Annotated in this window: 18 protein-coding genes; 12 read left to right on the forward strand and 6 right to left on the reverse strand. The window is 64.8% G+C overall.

Features of this window, described 5'->3' with window-relative positions:
* Positions 1 to 36: 36 nt before the first annotated feature.
* Together NMP98_RS13145 and endA are read left to right on the forward strand one after the other, a co-directional pair.
* Positions 37 to 753 carry an endonuclease NucS domain-containing protein gene (locus NMP98_RS13145; RefSeq protein WP_254858255.1) on the forward strand — a complete coding sequence of 239 codons (717 nt, stop codon included), beginning with the start codon at positions 37 to 39 and terminating at the stop codon, positions 751 to 753.
* A 60-nt stretch (positions 754 to 813) separates the two neighbouring features.
* Positions 814 to 1,821: a tRNA-intron lyase gene (gene endA / locus NMP98_RS13150; RefSeq protein WP_254858257.1), complete on the forward strand. Its 1,008-nt coding sequence runs from the start codon at positions 814 to 816 to the stop codon at positions 1,819 to 1,821.
* A 3-nt stretch (positions 1,822 to 1,824) separates the two neighbouring features.
* Here the strand turns inward: endA and NMP98_RS13155 are convergent, their stop codons facing one another.
* Positions 1,825 to 2,769, reverse strand: a complete 945-nt coding sequence (locus NMP98_RS13155) for a methyltransferase domain-containing protein (RefSeq protein WP_367997272.1) — start codon at positions 2,767 to 2,769, stop codon at positions 1,825 to 1,827.
* Positions 2,770 to 2,893: 124 nt separating this feature from the next.
* On the opposite strand from NMP98_RS13155, the gene NMP98_RS13160 reads away from it, so the two are divergent.
* Together NMP98_RS13160 and NMP98_RS13165 are read left to right on the forward strand one after the other, a co-directional pair.
* Complete coding sequence (locus NMP98_RS13160; RefSeq protein ID WP_178915536.1) at positions 2,894 to 3,457, forward strand: TATA-box-binding protein; 564 nt, start codon at positions 2,894 to 2,896, stop codon at positions 3,455 to 3,457.
* 43 nt (positions 3,458 to 3,500) lie between these two features.
* Positions 3,501 to 3,851, forward strand: a complete 351-nt coding sequence (locus NMP98_RS13165; protein ID WP_254858261.1) for a DUF7473 family protein — start codon at positions 3,501 to 3,503, stop codon at positions 3,849 to 3,851.
* 38 nt (positions 3,852 to 3,889) lie between these two features.
* Here NMP98_RS13165 and NMP98_RS13170 read toward each other — a convergent pair whose 3' ends face one another.
* From NMP98_RS13170 to NMP98_RS13180, 3 genes are all read right to left on the reverse strand, one after another.
* The gene (locus NMP98_RS13170) at positions 3,890 to 4,753 is read right to left on the reverse strand and encodes a hypothetical protein (RefSeq protein ID WP_254858262.1); all 864 of its coding nucleotides are present in this window, start codon (positions 4,751 to 4,753) and stop codon (positions 3,890 to 3,892) included.
* A gap of 70 nt (positions 4,754 to 4,823) precedes the next feature.
* On the reverse strand, positions 4,824 to 5,669 hold the full coding sequence (gene hisG, locus NMP98_RS13175; protein WP_254858264.1) for an ATP phosphoribosyltransferase: 846 nt from the start codon (positions 5,667 to 5,669) through the stop codon (positions 4,824 to 4,826).
* A gap of 30 nt (positions 5,670 to 5,699) precedes the next feature.
* Complete coding sequence (locus tag NMP98_RS13180; protein ID WP_254858267.1) at positions 5,700 to 6,074, reverse strand: hypothetical protein; 375 nt, start codon at positions 6,072 to 6,074, stop codon at positions 5,700 to 5,702.
* A 113-nt stretch (positions 6,075 to 6,187) separates the two neighbouring features.
* Between NMP98_RS13180 and NMP98_RS13185 the strand changes: the two genes are divergently transcribed.
* From NMP98_RS13185 to NMP98_RS13215, 7 genes are all read left to right on the forward strand, one after another.
* Positions 6,188 to 7,474: an amidohydrolase gene (locus NMP98_RS13185; RefSeq protein ID WP_254858269.1), complete on the forward strand. Its 1,287-nt coding sequence runs from the start codon at positions 6,188 to 6,190 to the stop codon at positions 7,472 to 7,474.
* 139 nt (positions 7,475 to 7,613) lie between these two features.
* Positions 7,614 to 8,378 carry a hypothetical protein gene (locus tag NMP98_RS13190; RefSeq protein ID WP_254858271.1) on the forward strand — a complete coding sequence of 255 codons (765 nt, stop codon included), beginning with the start codon at positions 7,614 to 7,616 and terminating at the stop codon, positions 8,376 to 8,378.
* Between the two features lie 56 nt (positions 8,379 to 8,434).
* Positions 8,435 to 9,715, forward strand: coding sequence for an adenosylhomocysteinase (locus NMP98_RS13195; RefSeq protein ID WP_254858273.1), 1,281 nt, complete (start codon positions 8,435 to 8,437; stop codon positions 9,713 to 9,715).
* A 56-nt stretch (positions 9,716 to 9,771) separates the two neighbouring features.
* Positions 9,772 to 10,818 carry a DUF8054 domain-containing protein gene (locus tag NMP98_RS13200; protein ID WP_254858274.1) on the forward strand — a complete coding sequence of 349 codons (1,047 nt, stop codon included), beginning with the start codon at positions 9,772 to 9,774 and terminating at the stop codon, positions 10,816 to 10,818.
* Between the two features lie 240 nt (positions 10,819 to 11,058).
* Positions 11,059 to 12,579, forward strand: a complete 1,521-nt coding sequence (gene pheS, locus NMP98_RS13205) for a phenylalanine--tRNA ligase subunit alpha (protein ID WP_254858275.1) — start codon at positions 11,059 to 11,061, stop codon at positions 12,577 to 12,579.
* Positions 12,579 to 14,393: a tRNA ligase subunit PheS family protein gene (locus NMP98_RS13210; RefSeq protein WP_254858277.1), complete on the forward strand. Its 1,815-nt coding sequence runs from the start codon at positions 12,579 to 12,581 to the stop codon at positions 14,391 to 14,393. Before pheS ends, NMP98_RS13210 begins: the two co-directional genes overlap by 1 nt.
* Before the next feature lie 44 nt (positions 14,394 to 14,437).
* Positions 14,438 to 15,190, forward strand: a complete 753-nt coding sequence (locus tag NMP98_RS13215) for an SDR family NAD(P)-dependent oxidoreductase (RefSeq protein ID WP_254858279.1) — start codon at positions 14,438 to 14,440, stop codon at positions 15,188 to 15,190.
* Between the two features lie 6 nt (positions 15,191 to 15,196).
* On the opposite strand, the gene NMP98_RS13220 is transcribed toward NMP98_RS13215, so the two are convergent.
* A complete protein-coding gene (locus NMP98_RS13220) occupies positions 15,197 to 16,249 on the reverse strand; it encodes a quinone-dependent dihydroorotate dehydrogenase (protein ID WP_254858280.1) in 1,053 nt (350 codons plus the stop codon).
* Between the two features lie 63 nt (positions 16,250 to 16,312).
* Positions 16,313 to 16,510 carry a hypothetical protein gene (locus NMP98_RS13225; RefSeq protein WP_156707900.1) on the reverse strand — a complete coding sequence of 66 codons (198 nt, stop codon included), beginning with the start codon at positions 16,508 to 16,510 and terminating at the stop codon, positions 16,313 to 16,315.
* A 235-nt stretch (positions 16,511 to 16,745) separates the two neighbouring features.
* On the opposite strand from NMP98_RS13225, the gene NMP98_RS13230 reads away from it, so the two are divergent.
* Positions 16,746 to 17,060, forward strand: a complete 315-nt coding sequence (locus NMP98_RS13230; protein ID WP_156707899.1) for a non-histone chromosomal MC1 family protein — start codon at positions 16,746 to 16,748, stop codon at positions 17,058 to 17,060.
* The last annotated feature ends 931 nt before the right edge of the window (positions 17,061 to 17,991 follow it).

A 17,991-nucleotide genomic window follows, 5' to 3' on the forward strand; every position in this document is an offset into this window, starting at 1 on the left:
ACAACATTGAAATACCGAAACGTGACCACCGCCGGTATGCCGACGACGACGATCATCGGTGACTGCAACGTCTACGTCGATGGATCACGAGAGAGTCACCAGCGCGGACGCATGCTAACTGTCGTCAAGCCCGACGACACCGTCCTCGTCCACGACGCCGACGGCTACCAGCCCATCGCGTGGCTCACCCGCCCCGCGGATCTCTCGCTGACCAGGGAGCCGTTGTGGCTGGTCGCCACCGACGGTCAGGAGACGCTTCGCATCGAGGCTGCCGGCGAGGTGGCCGTGACCGAACACGAGGTGAGCGAAGCCGGTACGCCGGTCGGTACGTGTCGCTGCGGCGGCCAACTGATTCGTTCCGGTGGGGCCGTTCTCTGCCTCGACTGTGCCGAGCGTTACTCGCTTCCCTCGGGCGCGTCGACGCTCGATTCGGCCTGCGACTGCGGACTCCCCTTGTTTCGAGTCCAACGCGGCGCCGACTTCGAGTTGTGTCTGGACTACGAGTGTGGGTCGCTGCTCGACGCCGTGGTCGAGCGCTTCGACCGGGAGTGGACCTGCCCGAACTGCGATGGTGACCTCCGTGTTCTCAGACGTGGCGGACTCATCGCCGGCTGTGAGAACTACCCCGACTGCGACACCGGGTTCTCGATACCCGACGGAACGGTCGCCGGAAGGTGTGACTGCGGACTTCCACGGTTCGAGACGGCCGGCGGAGAGCGGTGTCTCGACTCCGGATGCGGCGCTCCGCCCTGATACTCGAATCGCCCGGGCGACCGTAGCGGCTATACGCCCACACCCGCCAACCCTCACACGATGGAAGGACACCTCACCGACGGCGTCGTCGAAGTCGGCGCCAACGGCCGCGAGCGCTACTACGACTCTCGCGGCTACGGCCGCCCCCGGGGAGAGGGAGTGGCTCTCTCCCGCGTCGAGGCTGCCCACCTCCTCTATCGCGGGGACCTCGATTCGGTCGACGGCGAGGCCTTCGCCGGCTTCCTCACCGAACACGACGACATCGTCGTCGACTTCCTCGTCTACCGGGACCTTCGGGACCGGGGGTTCTATCTCTCGGTCGCCCGCGAGGAGTGGGTCGACGCCGACGAGGCGGTGGACTTCGTCGTTCACCCACGCGGGGACGGGCCGTGGGACGGCTCTGTCGAACACCGGGTTCGCGTCGTCGGCGAGCGGGCGTCCGTCGAACTCACGGCGCTCGGCGATGTCGTCTTGGCGGTCGTCGACGAGGAAAGCGAAATCACGTATCTCGAAACCGACGCTCCCGATGTCACGGGCTCCAGCGACCTCGCTCTCGACGACACTGTCGAGGGGGTCCTACTCGATGACCGAGTGCTCTGTTGGGACCCACCCGAACCGCTCTACGAGCACGGCTTCTACGGCCAGCGGATGGGTCGCGACGACGACACGCTCCAGTTGTCGCTTCTGGAGGCCGCCCATCTGGTCGAGACGGACGTTCTCTCGATTGCTGGCGGCACCGAGGCGGTCACCGAGCGCGGCCGGGCCGTCGAAGGCGAGCGGTTCGACCGTCGTCTGACGGTGTATCGGGAACTCCGACGGCGGGGCGTCGTCCCGAAAACCGGCTTCAAGTTCGGTGCGGATTTCCGAACCTACGCCGACGTGGAGTCGGTTGATGACCTCGGTCACTCTGAGTTGCTCGTTCGCGTGTTACCGGCGGATACCGAACTGTCGCCGCGGGATTTAGCGCTCGACGTTCGGTTGGCTCACGGCGTCCGGAAACGGATGGTGTTCGCGCTCGTCAAAGACGGAACGGTGACGTGGCGGTCGGCCGCACGGCTGACGCCCTGAGGCTCAGACGAGGACGTGGACGTACCGCGTCAACGACCGGTGGACGCGGCGGTCGAACCGCGATTCGACGGTCCAGTCGGCGGCTTCGGCGGCGTCGTCCCACGGACGGTCACCGACGACGACGGCGCGGTCGGCGACCCGGCGGACTTCCTTGAGGGCGTCGCCGACGAGCGATTCCAGTGAGACGCCCTCGATTTTCGACTGGCGACCGTAAGGAGCGTCGAAGACGGCGCCGTCGAACCCCCCGTCGGCAAACGGCAGACGCGTCGCATCGCCGCGGACGACGGCGAAGGAGTCGAGGTAGTGAGCGAGGTTCTCCCGTGCGCCCTCGACCATCTTCCGTTGGGCGTCGACACCGACGACGTCTGCGCCGGCGAGGCCGGCCTCGACGAGGATGCCGCCGGTGCCGCACATCGGGTCGAGCAAGCGGGCATCGGGACCGGCGCCGGCGATGTTGGCGAGCGCGCGGGCGTCCATCGGGTCCATGCTCCCCGGTTGGAAGAACGGCTTGTCGGTCGGCTGTCGGGCCGTGAAATCCCGGGGTGTCTCGGTTTCGAGCCACCCGAGGGCGGCCGTCTCGGAGAACAACGCGACGAGCGTATGGTCGGGGTCGTCGAGGTCGACCTCGAATCCACGGTCGACGAGTACGGACCCGAGGCGTCGTTCGACGGCCTGGGTGTCGACGCCGGTCAGGCCGCGTACGTCGCGGGCGCGAACGGCGACGGTGCCGGTTCGGTCGGTGCTCGCGGCGTCGAGCAGGGCGACGGCGTCGTCGACGGTGGGGTCACACGTACCGAGGAGTCGACACATTCGTCTGGTGTAGGCCAGCGTTTCGGGTCGAACGCCGCCCCGTGCGGTAGCGAGACCGGGAGCCAGCAGTTCTACTGCCGAACAGCGGCTTTCGGCCTCCCGAACCGCGAAGCCGTCGTCGTCGCCGGCCAACTCCAGGAGGTACACGTCTGCAGGTGGCTACCGACGGAAAATAAACGGCCCGGTCGGGTGTCGCTCGTGCGGTGCGTGAGGAACGACCACCCACATTTATAAACCTTAAATACGTGTTTTAAGTCGAGTTATGCAGGACCCCAAGGAGACTATCAATATCGAGAACGTCGTTGCCTCGACGGGGATTGGCCAGGAGCTCGACCTCCAGAGCGTCGCCATGGACCTCGAAGGCGCCGATTACGACCCCGAGCAGTTCCCCGGTCTCGTCTACCGGACACAGGAGCCGAAGTCCGCGGCACTCATCTTCCGTTCCGGGAAAATCGTCTGTACGGGCGCGAAATCGACCGACGACGTCCACGAGTCACTCCGTATCGTCTTCGACAAACTCCGCGAACTGGAGATTCAGGTCGACGAGGACCCCGAAATCGTCGTCCAGAACATCGTCACAAGTGCGGACCTCGGCCGCAATCTCAATCTCAACGCCATCGCCATCGGTCTCGGTCTGGAGAACATCGAGTACGAACCCGAGCAGTTCCCCGGTCTCGTCTACCGTCTCGACGACCCCGACGTGGTCGCGCTGCTGTTCGGCTCCGGCAAACTCGTCATCACCGGCGGCAAGAAGCCCGACGACGCCCGCGAGGCAGTCGACAAAATCGTCTCCCGGCTCGAAGAGCTCGGTCTGCTCGACGGCTAACGGAGAGCGGCAACTACTCCCGTGACGGCTCCCTAATTCCGGTATGCTTCCGCTGCAGGTGGAGTTCGTCGGCGGCGGCCCGCTCGCGCTCGCCGTCGCGTTCCTCGTCGGGACGCTGTTTTCGGCCGTAACGCTACATCTCGCCGCGCTGTGGGTTCTCGGCGACGAACCGCACCAGCGCGCCGTGAAAGCCGCCCCCGCCCCCGTCGTCGTCGCGATGCTGTTCAGCCAGTACAACGGTGCCGTGATGGTCGCGCTGTCGTTTCTCACCGCAGTCGCCGTCGTTCGGTACGTCTACGAACTGAACGTCCGCGGAGCGGTGCTCCTGTCGGTGTTTTACTTCTCCATCACCACGATATTCGCCTTCGCGTTCGGGAATATCTTCCTGACGTAGGCCGCCCGTGTGTTCGGCGTCGAAGACGGCGCTGGCCGTCATCCGGATTCGATATCGACTGTCCGGACCGGCGAACCGCCACGCCAAACGAGGTGCAGTTCCATCGACGCCGGGTTCTCCATCTCGGCGAGTTCTGAACTGTCGAGGCTGTGGGTGAACTCCCAGTCGGCGGTTTCGCCCGCGGGAACGTCCAGTCGCACCTCGGCTTCCGGTGCGTAGGCGATTCGCGGACCGACCCGGTTTATGGCACCGACGAACGTCCCGTCGACATCGGCGGTATTCTCGACGGTCACCGTCGCCGTCACCGTCTCGCCGACCGTCGCCGTGTCGGGCGCCTCGAAAGTCACGTCGAACGCAGCAGGTGGCCGGTTCAGCCGTTCGAGGACGGCATCGCCGACGGCATGTTCGCCGCCGTCCCACGTCAGCGTCGCCGAGTCGGCATCAAGCGGTTTCGGGACGTACGCCGCAATCCACCCCGAAGACGGCCTGGCTTCATCGTCCTCGCTGGCGCTGGCACTCGCTGTCGGGGAACTCCCGGAGTTCGGTTCGTAGGGTTCGTCGAACGTTTCGAGTTCGAATCCGCCGTAGATGTCCGTCGTGGCCTCATATTGCTTTCCTCCCGCCTCGACGGAAAACGACGAGACCGGATGGCTGCCGGGCGATTCGACCGAGATATCCGCGATAATCAGTTGTTCGTTTCGGTCACCGTAGGTCCCATACGAATCCGGGGAGTTCAGCGTCACGACGGCTGGCGTCGCGGTGACCTCCTCTACGCTCACGCCGCTGTCGCCGCCGTTGCCGTCTTCGTTCGTCGGTTCGTCATCGGAAAGACAGCCGGCGAGTGCCGTCCCCGCGACGGCGGCACCGAACGCTCGAAGCGCTCGTCTACGTGTCGGGTTCATACGTGATGGTCGGGCCCTTTCAGGGGAGGGCTTTGTGTAAGCTAAAACGGCGGTTTCAGTAACGGGGGGTTCAGGGGACCAGCCGCTCGATTTCGGTGACGAGGATGTCGCTGGCGCCGGCGTCCTTCAGGTCCGGGATGACCTCGAACACCTTCCGCTCGTCGACGACGACGTGGACGGCGAGGGCGTCGCTGCCGGCCACGTCCATCACCGTCGGTCCTCCCATTCCCGGAATCACGTCCTCGACGTCTTCGAGGGAGTCCTCGGGGACGTTCATCATCAGATAGCGCTTGTCGTTGGCGTCGAGGACGGATTTGAACGCCGTCTTGACCTGCTGGACCTTCGGGTCGTCGGCAACGTCGGGGTTGGCGAACAGCCGAACCGACGACGACAGCACCTCGTCGATGACTTCGAGTCGGTTCATCCGCAGCGTCGTTCCCGTCGAGGTAATGTCGACGATGGCGTCGGCGATGTCGACGTGTGGCGTCAACTCCGTCGCACCCGTCACCTCCACGATGTCGGGCGAGATGCCCAACTCTTCGAAGTACGCCTCGGTGATGTTGGGGAACTCGGTGGCGACGGTGCCGCCGGTCAACTCCTCGGGCGAGGAGACGCCGCCCTCCTCCGGCGAGGCGAGGACGAGTCGACAGCGACCGAACTCCAAATCCAGCAAATCGACCAACTCGACGTTCGATTCCCGCGTCTGGTCGAGACCAGTGATACCGAGGGCGGCGGCGCCGTCGGCGACGTACTCGGGGATGTCGGCGGCGCGGGCGAAAAGCACCGACACGTCGGGGTCGACGGTGTCGGCGTACAGCTTCCTGTCGGCACCGTTCTGGACGTGTAACCCGGCGCGTTCGAGCAGTTTCAGCGCCGGGTCGTGGAGACGGCCCTTGTTGGGCACGGCAATGCGCATACACCCGGTTGCAGGCGACGGGCCTTTGCCCTATCGGACGCCGAGGCGCCGTCGGATGGCGTCGGTGGCGTACCCCACGCCGGCGACACAGAACGTCGATAGCGACAGCGCGAACAGACCGACTGCGACCGTCTCGAACGGCACCGCATCGAGCGCCGGTCCCGTCGCGGTACCGGCGGTACTCCCGGCAAGGAGGTACAGGACGGAGACGAGCAGGAAGCCGCCGAAGGTGACTGCACCTGCCGAGACGCCGTATCGGAGCATCCTGACGCCAGTTGCGTCGTCGGGAAACAGCGATTCGGCGTGGAGTCGGACGGCGTGGCGATACCAGAGATACCCACCGAGGAAGAACAACCCCGCGAGGGCCGCAAGCAGCACAGCGACGGGCAGGAGGAGGGCGTTCATCGTTCGGGGTTCCGAGTCGGCCAGTAAAAACCCACGCACCGATTCACCGGCGAGAACCGACCGTCGCCCGATGGATTCGGCAGTTTCAACGCCCGGCGTCGACAACGCCGGGTATGAGCACGCTCCAGATTACCGGCGGGCGCGTTCTCCGCCCCAACCTGGCCGTCGAACGGGCCGACGTACTGGCCGACCGGGAGACAGGCCGCATCGTCGAGGTGGGCGACACCGCCGTCGGCGAGGAGACGCTGGACGCCGAGGGCTGTCTGGTCGTTCCGGGACTCGTCAACACCCACTGTCACGTCGCCATGACGCTGCTCCGCGGGTACGCCGACGACAAACCGCTCGACGCGTGGCTCCAGGAGGACATCTGGCCGACCGAGGCCGCCTTCGACGCCGAGGACGTTCGAGCGGGCGCGCGACTCGGACTCGTCGAGATGCTGAAAAACGGCGTCACGACGTTCGCGGACATGTACTTCCACGTCCCGGAGGTGGCCGCGGCCGTCGAGGAGGCCGGTCTCCGTGCCCGTCTCGGCCACGGCGTCGTCACCGTCGGGAAGGACGACGCCGACGCTCGCGCGGACTTCGAGGAGGGATTGGCCGTCGCCCGCGAACTCGACGGGGCCGCCGACGGTCGGATTCGAACGGCGCTGATGCCGCACTCGCTGACGACGGTCGACGCCGACCTCTTGGAGACCTACGTCGCCCGCGCACGCGAGGCGGGTGTCCCGGTCCACTACCACGCAAACGAGACCGAAGACGAGGTCGACCCCATCGTTTCCGAACGCGGCGTCCGGCCGCTGGAGTTCGCCGACGACCTCGGAATGCTGGAGTCCGGCGACTTCATCGCCCACGCTGTCCACGTCGATGAGACCGAAATCGAGTTGCTGGCCGACCGAGAGGTCGGCGTCGCCCACTGTCCGGCCTCGAACATGAAACTCGCCAGCGGCATCGCCCCCGTCCAGGAGTTGCTCGATGCGGGCGTCACGGTGGGTATCGGAACCGACGGCCCGGCCTCCAACAACGACCTCGACGTCTTCGACGAACTGCGGGACGCGGCGATGGTCGGCAAACTCGCAGCCGAGGACGCAAGCGCCGTCCCGGCGGAGGCGGTGGTCCGGTCTGCGACCGAACGCGGCGCCGAACTGCTCGGCTTCGACGCCGGGCGCATCCAGACGGGTGCGCTGGCCGACCTCGCTGTCGTCGACCTTGAGGCGCCGCATCTCACGCCCGAACACGACCTCGTGAGCCATCTCGCCTACGCGGTCCGCGGGTCGGACGTGCGACACACCGTCGTCGGCGGGGAGGTACTCGTCCGTGACCGTGAGGTGCTGTCGCTTGAGGAAGGTGCCGTTCGACGGGAGGCCCAGCGACACGTCGACGCTATTATTCAGGAAGAATAACTTCGTTGTTGAACGACGAGATGCCTCGATGAACCGTATAGCTGTCTCTAAACTATTCTCAGCCAACCGACAACCAATCCTGAACGAACTGAACAGGATACTCCATTTATGAGACTTTCCGGTGTTGGTGGGGATACAGATGAGCTCCAAGAAACGAATCGTCGCGGTTGCACTGTCGCTCGTCCTCGTCCTGTCGGTGATGGGACCGGGGCTAGCGATGGCACAGGACGGTACGGAAACATCGACGCCGGACAATACGGAAACACCGACGCCGACGCCGGATGAGAACGAGACGGACGAGAATGAGACGGACGACGACGACCTGAACGAGACGGACGACGACGACCTGAATGAAACAGACGACGCGGACGAGAACGAAACGGATGACGACGACCTGAACGAGACGGACGACGACCTGAACACAACGGACGAGAACGCGTCCAACGCGACGGACGATGCGTTCGGTCAGCAGGTCTCGGCGTTCGTTCACAGCCTGCTCAACGGCTCGAACGATGAGAACATGACCATCGGTCAGCAGGTCGCGAACTTCGTCGTCGAGAACAACCCGGGTAACGCACCGGCGAACGCCGGTCCGCCGGCTCACGCAGGTCCGGGTAACGACACCGAGCGTGGTCCGCCCGAAGACGTCGGCCCGAACAACGACACCGAGCGCGGTCCGCCTGAAGACGCCGGTCCGAACGACGACACCGAACGCGGCCCGCCCGAGGACGCCGGCCCGAACGGTGACGACACTGACGACGCCGAAACGGACGACACCGAAACCGAGGACACGGAGTCTTCGACCACGGATGACGAGGAGACCGACGACTCGGATGATGACTCCGACGACTCCGACGACGACCAAAGCGGTGGCGGCCCGCCGAGCGACCGCGGTAACAACTGACGACTGCGGACTTTTCCTTCGGTAGCGTTTTCCGCCCCTCGCCCGTTTCGAGGGGTATGAGTCACCCGACGATAACCGAACAGCTCTCGGACCCCGAGAGCGCTCGGGAATCGGGCCGCAAGAAAATCGAGTGGGCCCGACAGCACATGCCCATCATGACCGCCGTCGCCGAGGAGTTCGGCACCGAGACGCCCCTCGAGGGCGAGGTTGTGGCGATGGCGATGCACGTCGAAGCCAAGACGGCCGTCCTGACCGAGGTACTCGCCGAGGCGGGCGCGGAAGTGGCCATCACCGGCTGTAACCCGCTTTCGACCCACGACGACGTGAGCGCCGCACTCGATGCCGTCGACGGCGTCACCTCCTACGCCAAACGCGAGGTCGACGACGAGGAGTACTACGCCGCTATCGAGGCGACCATCGACCACGCCCCGACGGTCACCGTCGACGACGGCGGCGACCTCGTGATGGCCATCCACGAGAACTACCCCGAACTCATCGACTCCATCGTCGGCGGCTGTGAGGAGACGACGACGGGCGTCCACCGCCTGCGCGCGATGGACGACGACGGTGAACTCCACTACCCGATGTTCGCGGTCAACGACACGCCGATGAAGCGACTGTTCGACAACGTCCACGGGACGGGCGAAGCGTCACTGTCGAACATCGCCATGACGACGAACCTCTCGTTTGCGGGCAAGAACGTCGTCGTCGCCGGCTACGGCTACTGCGGGAAGGGCGTCGCGATGAAGGCGTCCGGACAGAACGCCCACGTCATCGTCACCGAAGTCGAACCACGCCGAGCCTTGGAGGCACACATGGAGGGCTACGAGGTCGCCTCGATGGCCGAGGCGGCCGAGAAAGGCGACATCTTCGTGACGACGACGGGCAACCGCGATGTCATCGTCGAAGAGCACTTCGAGGCCATGCAGGACGGCGTCGTCCTCGCGAACGCCGGTCACTTCAACGTCGAAATCGACCTCGACGGCCTCGACGAGATGGCGGTCGGCCGCCGAGAGGTGCGGGACGGCGTCGAGGAGTTCGAACTGCCCGACGGCCGACGCATCAACGTCCTCGCAGACGGGCGGTTGGTCAACCTCGCCTCGCCGGTCGCGATGGGCCATCCCGTCGAAGTGATGGACCAGAGCTTCGGGGTGCAGGCGGTCTGTGTCCGCGAGATGGTCGAGAACAGCGACGCCTACGACGCGGGCGTCCACGAGGTGCCCGACGACCTCGACCGCGAGGTCGCCGAAATCAAACTCGAAGCCGAAGGCATCGAGATAGACGAACTGACCGCCGAACAGACCGAGTACATGGACAGCTGGCAGCACGGGACCTGACGGCCACAGCCCCACGGTGGGTATCGCTTTTAGGGCTTGCCGTCCAAGCGGGGTCCATGTCGAGTGACCTCGTTGAGCGACTCGAACAACCGGAGTACACCGGCGAGAATCGGTGTACGCCCTGTACGCTTCTCAATCTCCTCATCGCGGCGGGCGTCTCGGCGCTCGTCGGCCGCCGGAACCGTGCGCTGGGACTGTTGACGTTCGTCGGGAGCGTGGCACTCGTCTCACTCCGGGGGTATCTCGTTCCCGGGACGCCCGAGTTGACGAAGCGGTATCTCCCGCAGTCGGTGCTTGCGGCCTTCGACAAGGCCGACCCGCCGGGCGAGGACCTGCCCGTCGAACTCGCCGAGCAGGCGGCCGCTCGTGCCGACGAGACCGCCGACTCGGAGGAGAGCGACGACTCCGTGGCGAACGGTTCCTCCACGACGGAATCCGTCAGGGCCGTCGACGAAAGCGCCGACGCCGACGAATCGGGAGACGCGGAGTCGGGGGTTCTCCCGGAACGGGAGGCCGTCGAGGAACTGATGGGCCAACCGATGGAGGAGGTGCTCTCGGCGTTCGGGGTCGTCCGACCGACCGTAGACGGCGAGGACCTCGAACTCGTCGATTCCTTCCGCGAGGAGTGGGAGGGTGCCATCGAGACGCTGGCGGATGAGGGCGACCGCGTCGAGACGCTCGCGGACCTGTTCCAAGAGGACGAGGCTGCGGTCGAAATCGAGACCCGAGAGGACGGTCGCTACTACGGTCTCGTCGAGGGGAAGGCCCAGTACAACTGGATTACGGAGGCGGCGATGATTTCGGACCTCGCGGCCCACCGGGCGGTCGCCAGCGAGGACCGACGCTGGAGCGTCCTACTGCCGGAGGAACGGCTCTCGGTTCTCAAGGGGTTCCGCGTCTTCCTCGAGACGTGCCCGGAGTGTGGCGGCCCCATCGCCCCCACCGACGAGAGTGTTGAATCCTGCTGTCAGAGTTGGGAGGTCATCGCCGTCGAGTGTGCCGACTGCGGCGCTCGGGTGCTGGAGTTGCCCGCTCCCGACGGCCGCAACCCCAACGAGGGCGGTGCCGGCGCGGCGGGTGTCCCCGGCGGATTCACGAGATAGTCGAACGCGCCGGCGACGATTCGACGGTAACGCTTTTGTCGACGCCTGCCAAGGCGTCGCGTATGGCGCCCGAACCCACTGCTGCCATCGGTGTCGCGTCCGACCAGTCCGCAGTCTCTGGGTTCGGTTTCTTTTTCGCTCGGTAGACGGCGTGGACCCGGAGGCGACGCTGTCGCGCCTCCGGCGAAACGCCGTCTTCGAGTCGGAACCGCTAACAGAGAGCCACGCACACACTCGTCAATGAGATTGCCCGAAACGCAGGTCGCGCTGCTGGAAGCCGCCAGCGCGACCGAAACGAAAACGGTTGCACAGCTCGCCGAGGAACTCGGCGAAGACGCCACGGCCGTCACACGGGCCGCCTTCGAACTCGAAGACGCCGGCCTGCTCGCGGTCGACGAACACGTCGCCGAGGACGTCCACCTCACCGACGAAGGTGAGATGTACCGCGAGGACGGCCTGCCCGAACTCCGCCTGTACGAGGCCGCCATCGACGCCGGTGCCGACGACGACCCCGTTCCGATGGGCGAACTCATCGGGGCGGCCGGCCTCGAGGGCCCCGAAGTCGACATCGCGCTGTCGAACTTCGCCCGGAAGGGACTGGGCCGAATCGACAGCGGTGAGGTAATCGTCGATACCACAGAGGGGCCGGACGTCGACCCCGACGCCGACCCCGAGACGGAGGCGCTGGAGGCTATCGCCGCGGGCAACGCCGGATACACCGACCCCGGAATCCTCGACCGACTGGAGACCCGCGGCCTCATCGAGCGCACGGAGACGACCGTCCGGAGCGTCACGCTGACCGACGAGGGCGTTACCGCGATGATGGAGGGCGTCGAGGTCGCCGAGACGGTCAGCGCAGTCACGCCCGAACTGCTGACCTCCGGGGAGTGGGAAGAGGTAGAGTTCACCGAGTACAACGTCGAAGCCGACGCCGAAACGGTCCACGGCGGGAAGGAACACATCCTGCGTCAGACCGCAAACCGCGTGAAGGACGTACTGGTCGGGATGGGCTTTCAGGAGATGGAGGGCCCTCACGCCGACGCGGAGTTCTGGATTAACGACTGTCTGTTCATGCCCCAGGACCATCCCGCCCGCACCCACTGGGACCAGTTCGGCCTCGACGTGCCGCCGATGGAAGGCCTCCCCGAGGACCTCCTGGAAGCAGTCGAGTCGGCCCACCGCGACGGCGTCGGGGAGGACGGCGACGGCTATCACTCGCCGTGGGCGACCGACGTGGCCCGACAGGTCGACCTTCGGGGACACACCACCTCGCTGTCGATGCGGTATCTCTCCGGCGAACAGGTCGGCGACCTCGAACCGCCACAGCGGTACTTCAGCGTCGAGAAGGTGTATCGCAACGACACCCTCGACCCGACGCACCTGCTTGAGTTCTTCCAAATCGAGGGATGGGTGATGGCCGAGGACCTCTCGGTGCGGGATTTGATGGGGACGTTCACGGAGTTCTACGAGCAGTTCGGCATCACCGACATCGAGTTCAAACCTCACTACAACCCCTACACGGAGCCGTCCTTCGAGTTGTTCGGCAAACACCCCGAGACGGGCGAACTCATCGAAATCGGCAACTCCGGTATCTTCCGCGAGGAGGTGCTGTCGCCGCTCGGCGTCGAGTGTGACGTGATGGCGTGGGGACTCGCGTTAGAGCGACTGCTCATGTTGATGTACGGCTTCGAGGACATTCGCGACGTCCACGGGACGCTGTGTGACCTCGAGCTGTTGCGGAACGTGGAGGTGGTTCACTGATGCCCGTCGTCGATGTCGACCCCGAGGAACTGCGGCAACTGACGGGCCACGACGAGAAGAGCGACGAGGAACTGAAAGACGACCTCTTCGCGCTCGGCCTCGAGTACGAGGGTGAAACCGAGGACGGCGAGTTCCAACTGGAGTTCGCGCCGGACCGACTCGACCGCCTCTCGGTGGAGGGCGTCGCCCGATCGCTGCGGTACCAGTACGGCGACGACCGCGGCGTCTACGTCCCGAAAACCAACGACACGGAGTGGACCATCGAAGTCGACGAGAGTGTCCCCGAGGAACGGCCCTACGTCACCGGTGCCGTCGTCCGCGGGGTCGACCTCGACGCCGACGAACTCGACTCGCTCATTCAACTGCAGGAGAAACTCCACGCGACGATGGGCCGCAAGCGGGCGAAAGGCGCCATCGGCGTCCACGACCTGACGATGCTGAAGGGGCATCCCGGAGACGACCCCGGCGAGAAATCCATCGTCTACCGTGGGGTCGAACCGGACGGCGACACGTTCGTCCCGCTGGACGACGACGAAGAGCGGACGCCCGCTGAGGTGCTCGTCGAACACGACACCGGCGAGCAGTACGCGCCGCTCGTGGAAGGATTGGAGCGGTATCCGGCCATCTACGACGACATCGGGCTGTTCTCGTTCCCGCCGGTCATCAACGGCAAGCGGACGGAAGTCGAGGAGGGGTCTCGGGACCTCTTCATCGAGATGACCGGCACCGACCAGTGGACCATCGACAAGATGTGTGCCATCGTCTGCTACGCGCTGGACGCCCGCGGCGGGCGAATCGAGGAGGTGACCGTCGAGTACCCCGACCGCGAACTCACTCGTCCCGACCTCTCGACGACTTCGAAGACCGTCTCCCACGAGCGCATCGAGACGACGCTCGGCATCGACATCGCCGGCGAGGACGTCGTCGACCTACTCGAACGGGCCGGGTTGGACGCCGAAACGTCGGACGAGGAAGATTCCGACGACGATGCGGTCGAACTGGAGGACGTACCGACCCAACGGCTGGAATCGAGGTCCGAACCCGATGTCACGGACTCGTCGGGCGTAGACTCCTCCGGTGAACTGGTCTACGAGGTCGAGATACCGCCGTACCGCGTCGACGTGCTCCATCCGATGGACATCGTCGACGACGTGGGACGAGCGTACGGATTCAACGACCTCGAACCGCGGTATCCTGACGTGTCGACGGTAGGTGGCCGCCACGAAACATCCAGACTTGAGGACGCCGCACGCGACGCGCTGGTCGGGTTGGGCTTCGAGGACCTGCTCAACTTCCATATGACCAACGAGGCGGAGTTGTTCGAGCGGATGTCGCTGTCACCCGACGACGAGGCGCTCGGCGCTCGGGACCCGGCGACCATCACCGAACCGTACAGCGAGGACTACACCGTCGTCCGGACATGGGCGCTGCCGTCGCTTCTGATGGTGCTGGAGAACAACACCCACCGGGCCTACCCGCAGGACCTCGCCGAAATCGGCCTCGTCGCCGGCGCTGACACCGCGGAACCGACGAACGTCGCCGAAGGCCGCTCCGTCGCGGGCGTCGTCGCCCGCACCGACGCCTCCTACGAGGACGCCAAGGCGCGTCTGCAGGCCATCGCGCGGGCGTTCGACGCCGAGTTGGAGACGCCGCCGACGGAGCATCCCTCCTTCATTTCCGGACGCACCGCCGAAGTCGTCCTCGATGGCGAGTCGGTCGGCGTCATCGGCGAAGTCCACCCTGTCGTGTTGGTCGAACACGACCTCGAAGTGCCGGTTGCCGGCTTCGAGTTCGATTTGAACGGACTGCGCTGAGCGGAAGGGAAACGCCTGTTTCCCCCGACCGTCTACACGGCGTCATGACCGAACGTGCTGCACTCGTTACTGGTGCAGGCGGCGGAATCGGACGGGGTATCGCACTGGAACTCGCCGACGACTACGCCATCGCCGTCAACGACATCGACGAGGAGTCGGCCCGCGAGACGGCCGCGGAAATCCGAGACGACGGCGGTAAAGCGGTTGCCGTTCCCGGCGATGTGGCCGACAGCGAGGCAGTCAAGGCCATCGTCGCCGAGACGGCTTCGGAACTCGGCCCCATCGAGGTGCTCGTGAACAACGCCGGTATCGAGACGGTGTACCCGTTCGTGGAGTTGCCCGAGGACGACTGGGACCGCGTTCTCGACGTGAACCTGAAGGGGCAGTTCCTCCTGAGTCAAGCCGTCGTCAAGCAGATGGTCGCCGACGGTATCGAGGGTGCCGTCGTCAACGTCTCCAGTTACCACGACACCATCCCGCGGACCGAAAAGATGCACTACGACGTCTCGAAGGCGGGCGTGAAGATGCTCACGAAGGATATGGCCTTGGAGTTGGCCGAGTACGGCATCAACGTCAACTGTGTCGCCCCGGGCGTCATCGAGTCGCCGATGAACGCCGAGATACTGGCCTCCGAAGAACGGACCGAGACGATGCACGAACGCGTTCCGTGGGGGCGGATGGGAACGCCCGAGGACGTGGCTAACGTCGTGGCATTTCTGGTTTCCGATGCCGCGTCGTATCTCACTGGCGTCCGGATTCCAGTTGACGGCGGCTTGCGGTTGGACCCCTGTTACTGACGCGGTTCAGAGGTCGGCGCCGACGGCGTCTTCGACGGAGTCGAAGCTGTCCCGTTCGAGCAACTCGAGGAGCCCGCGGTTGATGTCGCGTGCGATGGCGGGTCCCTCGTAGATGAGGCCGGTGTACAACTGGACGACGCTGGCGCCGTTGCGTATCTTCCGGTAGGCGCCCTCTGCATCGGTGACGCCGCCGACGCCGACGACGGGTTTGTCGGTGCGCTCGGCGACGAACCGGACCATGCTCGTCGCTTTCTCCTCGATCGGCTTTCCGGAGAGGCCGCCCTCTTCGTCGGCGGCTTCGCCCCTGAGCGAGGCGGGGCGGTCCGTGGAGGTGTTGGTCGCGATGACGCCGTCCAAATCGAGGTCGTCGACAACGGCCAGGGCGTCCTCCGTGGCGGCGTCGGTGAGGTTCGGCGAGAGTTTCACCAACAGCGGCGAGGCGCCGGCGTCCTGTAGCGTCCCGAGGATGGATTCGAGGCGGTCGCGCTGTTGGAGTTCGCGGAGTCCGGGGGTGTTCGGCGAGGAGACGTTGACGACGAAGTAGTCGCCGCCCTCGCGGACGCGCTCGAAGGTGTAGCGGTAGTCGGCTTCGGCCTCGTCGTTCGGGGCCGATTTCGACTTGCCGATGTTGACGCCCACGGGTACCTTGCAGTCGGTGGCTTCGAGGCGTTCGCCGACGATGTCGGCGCCGTCGTTGTTGAATCCCATGCGGTTGATGAGGGCTTGGTCCTCCGGGAGTCGGAACATCCGAGGCCGTGGATTGCCCGCCTGCGGCTCGGCGGTGACGCCGCCCACCTCGACGTGACCGAAGCCGAGTGCCGCGAGCGTGCGGGGTATCTCGGCGTTCTTGTCGAAGCCGGCGGCGACACCGACCGGGTTGTTGAAGCGCTGGCCGAAGGCCTCGATGGAGAGTCGGGAGTCGACGACGGTGTAATGGTCGGCAAGCAACCGCTCGACGGCCGTTCCCTCGATGGCGCCGAGGAGTTCGTGGACGCTTCGGTGGGCGGTTTCGGCGTCTAGCTGAAACAGAATCGGTTTCGCCAGGTCGTAGAGACGCATTACCGAGAGAGGCCGCCGAAATCGCTTAAATACGGCGGTCTCGGGGCTTGGTGACTCCCGATTTCAGAACTCGTGTTCGAGTTCGTCCGGGTCCGCCTTCTGGATGATTATTTTCCCGTCTCGGACGCGGACGAACACTTCGTCCCCGATCTCCATGCCAGCGACGGCGAGTTCGTCCTCGTGGAGATTGACGTGTACGTTGTGGTACTCGCCGTCCTCGTCTTTGGCGCCACTCGGGCTGAGCTTCTTCTTTCGCACCATCGGGCTGTATTGTGCCCGTCACCGTACGAGATACATAAGTGTACCGTGCGCGCGGTGTGGCCCTCCGGCGCGCGCGAGTGCTGAGGGACGAAAACTACACCGGTTTGACGGGTTTCATCCCCCATTTTCGCCCGACGCCGCGGCCCTGTTTATAAATTTAGTGGCCGGAATTACCTCGTTCGGGGGATATATTTATATCAACGTGTGTGCAGAACTCACACGGAGGAGAGAAACCATGGCACGTGACGACGATGGCAAGCGAAACTTCGCGCTTCGAGACCAGACAGGTAACGAGACGAGTGTGTTCTCCGGTCGGACGCCTCGGCAGGCGGCACTGAAGGCGGCACGCCGACTTGACCCGGCGGACAGCGAGCAACACGCCGAGCACAAAGAGCTTCGACTCCGGGAGAAGGGGACGAAGAAGGTCCACATCTACGACGGGTGGGCGTGGGAAGAGGAGTCCCCGAGTGACAGTCCGGACTGGATGCCTGAGGAGATAACCGAGGCCAACGTCTCAAAGCAGGGCATCGAACACCTCGAAGAAATCTAAGCTCCTACGTTTTTCCGAACGGCTATGGGTCACCCGCCGTTAGCGACAGGTGCGCGGCAACTCACCCGTGCCCGACCACGCGTGTGTGCGTACGGAATGAGGGCTACGACTTCCGACCGCGCGACATTTCATATCTGAACACGGACACGTTTCTCGCTCTTGGTCGTCGACTGCGCGCGCCAACATTGGTGACTCACGGGCTCGAGGAGTGAGCTGTCGGCCCGGTGTGTCGTGAGTCCGCTTGCCAAGGCCTGAGAGCCATGAAAACGCGTGACGTAGCGGGTTCACTTCGACGGGCTTAAGGTGAACACTCCCATCTGAACGAATGCGAACAACACGGGGCGTGATGCCCCGGCCGGGACGGCCCTCCGGGTCGTCTCGTCTCGACATCTCGACTGTGGAGGAAGTCGGATTGGAACACACCGCTCGGTCGAACATCACGTTCGACCCGAGCGGGATTCCGACGCCCTTAAGTGTAATAGGGTGTTGGTGTTGAAGTACGATGGGCGACGTGGAATCGCATTCCGGCGTCGTCCTGAATCCGGTGCCCTTAAGTGTAATAGGGCACTCGGATTGAAGTACGAGGGTCGCACCGAAGTGGTTCGGTGCGACGCCCCAATCCGACGCCCTTATCAGTACGAGGGTGTTCGGGAATAACACGACGTGGTTGAGTTCGGTTCGAACCCGAACTCACTCACGGGCCAACGTGTTCCGGTGGGTTTATGACCCATCGCGGAATACGATTAGGTCCGAAGGAAATGAGGATTTCACCCCTGCGGTCCGCCGTATAGATGAAATCTGATGTTAGCCTTGGCAGTTCGGTGACACTCGGTCGGTCCGATGTCGCCGAACGTCGATAGCATAGGAAACACACCATCTTGGTGTGTTCCCGCCAACCCTCCCCGAGCCGGGAATCAGGCACGGGGAATAC

The organism is Natronomonas gomsonensis, from assembly GCF_024300825.1.
GTDB classification, from domain to species: domain Archaea; phylum Halobacteriota; class Halobacteria; order Halobacteriales; family Haloarculaceae; genus Natronomonas; species Natronomonas gomsonensis.